This is a genomic window from Synechococcales cyanobacterium T60_A2020_003, assembly GCA_015272205.1.
Classification (GTDB): domain Bacteria; phylum Cyanobacteriota; class Cyanobacteriia; order RECH01; family RECH01; genus JACYMB01.
In genome coordinates this window covers 1-6,789 of the sequence record JACYMB010000177.1, presented here as the reverse complement: position 1 = coordinate 6,789, position 6,789 = coordinate 1, and the positions used below count along the sequence as shown (strand labels likewise).

The window sequence follows — 6,789 nt, the reverse complement described above, 5'->3', positions numbered from 1 at the left end:
GCTAGCCATATCGGTTAGGACATTTTGGTGGGGCGGCGAAGCCGCCCCACCAAAATGTCCATGTCCTCAGCTAGCTGGCAACAGCTATACATTTGATTACACGGTTCAAGCAACATCTTTAGAAGAGTTGCAGCAACAACAGCAGGCATTTCAGGCGCGTCTCCAATCTTTAGGTCAAGCATCTCCATCCGAGATTCAAGTCCTCCTGGAGAAACGGGAGATTGTTCAGCCCGAAACAGATCTCAGCCCTGAAATGGTCGCTCGTTTTCAAAAGCGAATTCGGGATGCTTCAACTCCTAAACGGTAGCTAGGTGACAACTGATGCGGTTCACCTCAATATCTACCCACTTAGCCGTGCCGTGCATTCCAAAATTAATCGCTGATTCATGATCGCGTGGGGCTGAATATCCAGGGCTTTGCGAAAGGCGCGAATGGCGGATGGGTATTCCCCCAAGGCCGCATGACAGAGTCCCATCCCATGCCATGCCCCAAAGTGAACTGGGTTTAGCTCCACCACCTTCTGGCAGTCCTGAAGTGATTTCCGATACTGCTGCTTCAGGTAATACAACACAGCCCGCCGATTCCACGCCTCTGCAAAATCCGGCTGATCGTTAATAATCTGGCTCAACGCGGCTTCCGCTTCCACAAGACGATTCTGTTCTTGGAGCATTTGCGCCCGTTCCAGCAATTCCAGCCCATAGGCTCCCTTTTGCAAAAACCAGATCCGCCAAAGTTCCTGGGTGGCGCGATCGCGCACCTCTGCATCTTCACTTTTAAGATCGTTTAGTAACAGCTGGATCGATGGATCATTCATCAACGTTCAATGCCGATCAGAGCTTTAACCACTGTAAACCGTCCTCCTGCTAGGCTAAACAAGTGACCCAGTGGTGATAAATAGACGGTATGAAGGTTGTATTTTTCGGAACGCCCCAGTTTGCGGTTCCCACTCTCCAACGCTTGCTCGACCATGAGCGATTCGACGTTCTAGCCGTCGTTACCCAGCCCGATAAACGGCGGGGACGGGGCAATGATCTGATTCCTTCGCCCGTGAAGGCGATCGCTACTGAGGCCAACCTTCCCGTTTGGCAACCCACCCGCGTCAAGAAAGACCAACCCACCCTTGATGCCCTCCGCGCAACCCAGGCCGATGCCTTTGTGGTCGTCGCCTACGGGCAAATCCTATCCCAAGAGATTCTCGATATGCCCCGTTTAGGCTGCATCAACGGCCATGGCTCGATCCTGCCCCAGTATCGCGGAGCTGCGCCGATCCAGTGGTGTCTCTACCACGGTGAAACCGAAACCGGGGTGACCACCATGCTCATGGATGCAGGCATGGATACCGGAGGCATGCTGATCAAAACCCACACCCCCATCAATCTTTTAGATAACGCCCATGACCTCGCCAAAATCTTGTCTGTTCAGTCCGCCGATGCCGTCGTGGAAACGCTGATCGGGCTGGAACAGAATACAATCACCCCCATTCCCCAAGACAACGACCAAGCCACCTACGCACCGCTGATCCAAAAGGCTGACTACGGACTGGACTGGAGCCGATCGGCGATCGCCCTTCACAACCAAATTCGCGGCTTCTATCCCAACTGTTTCGCTACCCTACGGGACAAATCCCTCAAAATCAGCGCTACGGTGCCCTTGAATGCAGGAATTGATCTGCCGGACGACCTTGCTGGTTTAGAAACCGAGGCTAACGCAGCCGTTGATCCTGATACGACGGTCTCTCCCGGAACCATTGTCGCCATTCTTAAAGGCGAAGGCCCTGTGGTACAAACCGGAGAGGGCTGGCTGCTGCTGCAGGAGGTGCAATTAGCAGGGAAGCGATCGCAGTCGGGCTGGGATGTTGCCAACGGGTTGCGGTTGGAGGTTGGCGAAGTGTTGACCAACGGAACCCTAGCAGAGTAGCTCATCTCCAAAACAAGATCCTAAAATCCCTCCGTCGCACCCTAAAGTGCTGACATAATCAAGTAGGCATGAGCCTAAAACGTCACAAGCAGAAGGAGAGAGGATGAAAGTTGCGGTAACTGGAGCCACCGGGTTTGTAGGCACCCGTCTTGTCGAGCGCTTGCAAGCCGAAGGACATTCCATCGTAGTCTTGACGCGCCATCCCGACCGGGCACAGCGTCTATTTCCCAAGGCAGCATTCCCAAATCTTGATATCGTTGCCTATACGCCGCTGGTATCGGGAGACTGGCAAGGGGCGATCGCTGGATGTGACGGGGTCGTGAATTTGGCGGGCGAATCGATCGCCGAAGGGCGTTGGAGTCCAGAGCGGAAACAGGCGATCATGGATAGCCGCAAAATTGGAACGCAAAAGATTGTAGAGGCGATCGCCCAAGCGACTCCTAAACCTAGCGTTCTGGTCAACTCCTCCGCCATTGGCTACTACGGCACCAGCGAAACCGCCACCTTTGATGAAACCAGCAATCCCGGTGACGACTTCCTGGCTCAAGTGTGTAAAGCATGGGAAGCGGAAGCCGAGAAAGTGCGAGAAAGCGGTACTCGTCTGGTCATTCTGCGAACGGGAATTGTGCTGGGTAAGGAAGGCGGAGCCTTAGCTAAAATGCTGACCCCGTTTCAACTGTTTGCCGGAGGGCCGTTGGGAACGGGACGCCAGTGGGTGTCCTGGATTCATCGGGACGACTTGGTGAGCCTCATCCTCCAAGCCCTGACCAATGCCCAACTGAACGGCACCCTTAACGCCACTGCCCCCAATCCTGTTCGGATGGCCGAGTTCTGCCATGATGTCGGGCAGGTGTTACACCGCCCCTCCTGGCTACCCGTTCCAGACTTTGCGCTTACGGCACTGTTAGGTGATGCTGCAACCATTGTGCTAGAAGGCCAGCAGGTGTTGCCAAAGCGAACTCAGGAACAAGGATTTCAGTTTCAGTTCCCAGAGCTAACGCCTGCGTTAAAAAACATCCTGGAATAAGCAAATCACTGTTTCGCAAAATGGACTTAGGGCGAACCAACGATTTTAGCTCCCAGGCTTAGAATTGCTCAATCAGCGATTGAATACACTCTGCCGTCAACGCCTCCAAATTCGGCAGCACGGTCAATGCTCCGGCCTCCCGCAACTTCGCGGTATAGGCCGCCTGATAGTCTGGCGTGTGCTGGGCGTGGGGTGGCAAAATTCCGACGCCAATCCACGGACGAGATGCCCTCGCTTGGCGGGCGTTGGTCACGGTGTGGAGATCGGCCACCGTATCTCCGGCATAGATGACCGGGGCCGCTTCCGGCAATCCCAGTTGTGCCTCCAATCGTCTCGCCACCTCCAACAATCCCGTAGGATCTGGCTTGTCCGGTGCGTCCCCCATTGCAATCAATACCGGATCGGTCAACCGCAGCCGTCGTTCCAGCACGTACCGCGCCGATCCGGGTGTTGCGCCGCTAAAAAAGCCCCAAGCCACCTTCGCCTCGGTTAACTGCTGGAAATAGGCGGGTGATACTAAGAGCGGTTCCTGGGAAATGTAGCCCGTCCAAGCATCGGGATTTTCTAAATCTTCACCGCGATACTTGCGCTGGAAGAAATCGATCACGGCATCAAAGTCGAGGGGATTTTGCGATCGCCCCTTACCTTGAGATTCAAAATATCGATAAATGAATTCTCGTGATCCTTCCCAGTCGTTATTCCAAATCCCTTCCGCCTTGAGGGTATCAATATCTTCCTGGGTGGGACGATAGGCTCCTCCAGTAAAGTGTTCAACGGTATCGGCTAATGCCCGTCGGTAGGAGTTCCCCACATCGCGCAGGACTCCGTCAATATCAAAAATGGCGATCGCGTTCATAGTTCCCCTTCAAAAATCGCAGTCTTTTATTCCCTTGACTACGCTACCAAACCGCCGGGACTTGGATCTCAATGCCCTTGATCAAAGAACTTTTGGATTAAGGTAGCGATATTTCTGATTTTGTTAGAAAATAGAGGACTGTGAAAATATTTATTTCGTCAGAAAGCCAAAGTCTGAAGTGGAGGTTGGTTTGGCACAATTCATGTTGAAGGTTCTCTGGTTAGATGAGAACGTGGCGATCGCCGTTGACCAAGTGGTAGGAAAAGGCACGAGTCCGCTCACCTGTTACTACTTTTGGCCACGTAACGATGCTTGGGAACAGCTCAAGAATGAGCTTGAAGCAAAGCACTGGATTTCGGAAGTTGACCGTGTTGACCTGTTAAACAAGGCAACCGAAGTGATTAACTACTGGCAAGAGGAAGGCAAGCGTCGTCCGATGGCTGAGGCGCAATCGAAGTTTCCTGAAGTGGCCTTCACGGGTAGCGCCTGATTGTCGCTTTAATCCTAGCACCGCCGAGGTTAGATTCTGAGTAGGGGGCAACAGCTGTTCTTCCCAAGAACGGATTGAGTCTACGCTACACCTTACTCTAATTGAGTCTACGCTACACCCTACTCTAAATGAGGGGTTGAGGGTGGGGCGATCGCCCTCAGACTGTCCTTTCAAGAATCATCGGTCAAACGCAAGATATAAGAGAGCCGACCTTTTTCAAGATCGGCTCTTTTGCTTGGTAGAGTTTAACGTTCGTTCAACCCCGGCAAATTAGTCAAATTTCAACCGCTTCGCCACCGCCTGCACATCCTTATCGCCCCGACCCGAAGAATTGATCACAATCCGGGGCGAACCCGATAGCTGCGGACAGAGGGTTTCCAGGTAAGCAAAGGCGTGCGCCGTTTCCAGAGCGGGAATAATGCCCTCTAACCGCGAAATCCGCTGGAACGCTTCTAGGGCTTCGGCATCAGTAACGCTGTAGTACTCTGCCCGTCCAGCATCCTTGAGGAAACTATGCTCTGGCCCCACACCGGGATAATCCAGACCCGCACTCACGGAATGGGCTTCAATCACTTGACCATCCTGATCCTGCAGCAGATAGCTCATGGCACCGTGCAATACGCCCACTCGACCGTGGGTTAGGGTTGCCGCGTGCTTTCCAGTCTGTACTCCTTCCCCTGCGGCCTCAACGCCGATCAGGCGAACAGACGGTTCATTCACAAACTCGTGGAACAGCCCCATCGCATTCGAGCCACCGCCCACACAGGCCATCAGAATATCCGGCAATCCGCCCCATTTTTCTAAACACTGGGCGCGGGTTTCTTCCCCAATGATGGCGTGAAAATCCCGCACCATCATGGGATAGGGATGGGGGCCAGCTACGGAACCGAGGATATAGTGGGTCGTTTCAACGTTCGTCACCCAGTCGCGGATTGCTTCAGAGGTGGCATCCTTGAGGGTTCCAGTTCCCGCTTCGACCGGACGCACTTCCGCACCCATCAGCCGCATCCGGAAGACGTTGAGCGCCTGCCGTTCCATATCGTGGATGCCCATATAGATGACGCAATCCAGACCGAACCGCGCACATACGGTCGCCGTTGCCACCCCATGCTGTCCCGCCCCTGTCTCGGCAATGATGCGTTTCTTACCCATCCGCTTCGCCAACAACACCTGACCAATGGCATTGTTGATTTTGTGGGCACCCGTATGGTTCAAATCTTCCCGCTTGAGGTAAATCTGGGGGCCAGTGCCATCGGGACGGGCATAATGCTCGGTCAATCGTTCAGCAAAATAAAGGGGCGTAGGCCGACCCACGTAGTCGTGCAATAGATACTGCAACTCCTGCTGAAAATCCGGTTGATCCCGGTATTCGTAATAAGCCGCCTCCAACTCAGTCAGAGCAGGCATCAAGGTTTCGGGAACGTACTTGCCGCCAAACTGCCCAAAACGACCGAGCGGATCGGGACGTTGAGCCGTTGCAAAATCTGGGGTTGGCGACGATGTGGGGTGGATCGGAGTTTGTGTCACGGGATTCAGCAAAAATGACCAACAGGCTATAATTATAACTTTGGTCCGTAATGCTTAGGAACCATGAACGATTGAGTTCAGCAGCGGCCAGTAACCTCCGCATCCCCACCCAGCATGTTTATTTCGCCACTGCAGCAATTTATTATGCTGCTGCGACGCTGTCTTGAGCTAAAACTTAACTAGGATTTGAGCTTTGTGGATGAGTCGTTGAGCCGTGATTGCACCTTGCAGTCCATCTACGGTCTTGGCGTAATGCTTCTGCCGCCTGCGATAGGCACTGCAGCGACGACGGATGGAACTATTGAGCGCTTCTGTTTCAAAAAATTGAGGTGAATGGAAGCAATGCCCATCCGCTCTATCAGTATTTGACCAAAGCTGCCCCTGGCATTTTGGGGATTGAGGCCATTAAGTGGAATTTCACCAAATTTTTGGTCGATCGGAGCGGCAAAGTTGTGAAACGCTATCCGCCAACCACCAAGCCGGAAGATATCGCCAAAGACATTCAGCCGCTGCTGTGAACTCGTTCACGATAATAGGGGCAACAACCGAGAAGGGCGATCGCACCGACCTGCTGAATCATCAAGGCGATCGCCCATCGCGCCTCGTTTGCGATCGAGCTAGGCAACGCATCAACGCAACATCAATACGCCGGGTTGAACAATCATGGCTAAACCCAATACAACCATGAACACTCCACCAAGCAATTTGAGTCTTCGGCCTTGAGTTTCGGTAAGGCGAGAGGACTGAAATGAGTAGATAAAATTCAACAAGATCAGCACTAACGGTACAACATAGACGGTGGCACACAGTGCTGTCCAAGTGATGTAACAAAAGACGGGACTACTAATAGAACCACCGTCGCAGTAATTGACCAACGTGGTCATATACACCACGGGCAAAATCGCTGTACAACCCAGTTCGGCGTTGTTGCATGAAAGAGGGGTTACGGGCGGGAGAGGCATGGTAAATTTC

At 53.2% G+C, this 6,789-nt stretch carries 8 protein-coding genes and 2 pseudogenes; 5 read left to right on the top strand and 5 right to left on the bottom strand.

Annotated features, from left to right (window positions below; translation table 11 throughout):
• The first annotated feature begins 127 nt into the window (after positions 1-127).
• Entirely contained in the window at positions 128-307 is a 180-nt protein-coding gene (locus IGR76_09285; GenBank protein ID MBF2078698.1) for a hypothetical protein, read from the top strand.
• Positions 308-340: 33 nt separating this feature from the next.
• Here the strand turns inward: IGR76_09285 and IGR76_09280 are convergent, their stop codons facing one another.
• Positions 341-814, bottom strand: a complete 474-nt coding sequence (locus tag IGR76_09280) for a tetratricopeptide repeat protein (GenBank protein MBF2078697.1) — start codon at positions 812-814, stop codon at positions 341-343.
• An 89-nt stretch (positions 815-903) separates the two neighbouring features.
• Between IGR76_09280 and IGR76_09275 the strand changes: the two genes are divergently transcribed.
• A complete protein-coding gene (locus IGR76_09275; protein ID MBF2078696.1) occupies positions 904-1,917 on the top strand; it encodes a methionyl-tRNA formyltransferase in 1,014 nt (337 codons plus the stop codon).
• A gap of 103 nt (positions 1,918-2,020) precedes the next feature.
• On the top strand, positions 2,021-2,944 hold the full coding sequence (locus tag IGR76_09270) for a TIGR01777 family protein (protein ID MBF2078695.1): 924 nt from the start codon (positions 2,021-2,023) through the stop codon (positions 2,942-2,944).
• 58 nt (positions 2,945-3,002) lie between these two features.
• On the opposite strand, the gene IGR76_09265 is transcribed toward IGR76_09270, so the two are convergent.
• On the bottom strand, positions 3,003-3,800 hold the full coding sequence (locus IGR76_09265) for a TIGR01548 family HAD-type hydrolase (protein MBF2078694.1): 798 nt from the start codon (positions 3,798-3,800) through the stop codon (positions 3,003-3,005).
• Between the two features lie 190 nt (positions 3,801-3,990).
• On the opposite strand from IGR76_09265, the gene IGR76_09260 reads away from it, so the two are divergent.
• Positions 3,991-4,290 (top strand): 30S ribosomal protein PSRP-3, encoded by a 300-nt coding sequence (locus tag IGR76_09260; GenBank protein ID MBF2078693.1) that lies wholly within the window; start codon positions 3,991-3,993, stop codon positions 4,288-4,290.
• A gap of 270 nt (positions 4,291-4,560) precedes the next feature.
• On the opposite strand, the gene trpB is transcribed toward IGR76_09260, so the two are convergent.
• Both trpB and IGR76_09250 read right to left on the bottom strand, forming a co-directional pair.
• Positions 4,561-5,817: a tryptophan synthase subunit beta gene (gene trpB, locus IGR76_09255; GenBank protein ID MBF2078692.1), complete on the bottom strand. Its 1,257-nt coding sequence runs from the start codon at positions 5,815-5,817 to the stop codon at positions 4,561-4,563.
• Between the two features lie 195 nt (positions 5,818-6,012).
• Positions 6,013-6,129 (bottom strand): annotated as a pseudogene (locus IGR76_09250) (IS1 family transposase).
• On the opposite strand from IGR76_09250, the pseudogene IGR76_09245 reads away from it, so the two are divergent.
• Positions 6,129-6,335 (top strand): annotated as a pseudogene (locus IGR76_09245) (glutathione peroxidase). The pseudogenes IGR76_09250 and IGR76_09245 overlap by 1 nt on opposite strands.
• A gap of 111 nt (positions 6,336-6,446) precedes the next feature.
• Here the strand turns inward: IGR76_09245 and IGR76_09240 are convergent.
• Positions 6,447-6,779 carry a hypothetical protein gene (locus IGR76_09240; GenBank protein ID MBF2078691.1) on the bottom strand — a complete coding sequence of 111 codons (333 nt, stop codon included), beginning with the start codon at positions 6,777-6,779 and terminating at the stop codon, positions 6,447-6,449.
• Positions 6,780-6,789 lie beyond the last annotated feature (10 nt).

Coding starts and splice junctions, on each gene's coding strand:
- IGR76_09265 (MBF2078694.1), bottom strand. CDS start 3,800: ATGAACGCGATCGCCATTTTTGATATTGACGGAGTCCTGCGCGATGTG.
- IGR76_09280 (MBF2078697.1), bottom strand. CDS start 814: ATGAATGATCCATCGATCCAGCTGTTACTAAACGATCTTAAAAGTGAA.
- IGR76_09240 (MBF2078691.1), bottom strand. CDS start 6,779: ATGCCTCTCCCGCCCGTAACCCCTCTTTCATGCAACAACGCCGAACTG.
- IGR76_09270 (MBF2078695.1), top strand. CDS start 2,021: ATGAAAGTTGCGGTAACTGGAGCCACCGGGTTTGTAGGCACCCGTCTT.
- IGR76_09275 (MBF2078696.1), top strand. CDS start 904: ATGAAGGTTGTATTTTTCGGAACGCCCCAGTTTGCGGTTCCCACTCTC.